We start from the raw sequence: 909 nt of genomic DNA on the forward strand, positions 1-909 counted from the left end.
CCGCACACTCATGCGGCCCCAATGAATTTCGTCATGAAATTTTCATACCCTGAGGGCCGGAGCCCCTTCGGATGTGAAGACTCTGCCCGAAAATGAGCGATCTGTCATGTCCCCAAGATTTGGGACACACGCCATTCCCCCACTTCACAGGGATCAACGGCGACGGCGAAGCAGGCCGAGGGCGCCGAGGGCACCCAAAAGTGCGGTCGAAGGCTCCGGAATGAACTGGTAGCCGGAATTCACCCCTCCAATGGATTGCAGACCGGAGCTTCCCCGCAGGTTCTCGGTGATGTTGGCGGGATTGATCGTAACTGCGCCGAGCGACGGCACGGAGGGGCCTTGGTAAATATTCATCATCCCGCCACTGGTAATCAGCACCATGTAGGTGATATTGCCGACGGCTCCCATTTCCACAGGTCCCGAACTGGTGAAAGCACCATTGGTGAAAGCAACCGGGCCACGAACCGCACCGGGATCCGCGCCGAGCAACGCCTCGAAGGAGGCGCGAGTCGTAACGCTGGCGACCTGAGCGACACTCAGGTCGACTGCGGTCGAGTAGAAGTAGGCCGTCCCGTTCAAAAGCTGGCCTGTAGTTGAGGTCACGAGGCCAATCGTCGAATTGGCAATTCCGGTGAGGGTCACGCTAACGGCTTTTGCGGTGCCGAAGGACGCCGCAACGGCCAAGAGGGGGGCAATGAGTTTCATCCGAGTTAGGATGTCATCTCTATCAGGAGAGATAGTTCAGTCAAGATGACGGCCGGACTCACCCGGATCGAGGCTTCCGTCGCCGCCTGAAACCCCACTTTTCAAAGCCCGATCCGGGCAACGAAAAGGGGCCGCACACTCATGCGGCCCCAATGAATTTCGTCATGAAATTTTCATACCCTGAGGGCCGGAGCCCCTTCGGAT

General features: G+C 58.3%; 1 protein-coding gene. It reads right to left on the reverse strand.

What is annotated here, in order from left to right; genetic code table 11:
• Positions 1 to 153: 153 nt before the first annotated feature.
• On the reverse strand, positions 154 to 705 hold the full coding sequence (locus WKV53_RS28575) for a PEP-CTERM sorting domain-containing protein (protein ID WP_341408268.1): 552 nt from the start codon (positions 703 to 705) through the stop codon (positions 154 to 156).
• Between the last annotated feature and the right edge of the window lie 204 nt (positions 706 to 909).

It is taken from the genome of Luteolibacter sp. Y139 (genome assembly GCF_038066715.1).
GTDB lineage: Bacteria > Verrucomicrobiota > Verrucomicrobiia > Verrucomicrobiales > Akkermansiaceae > Haloferula > Haloferula soli.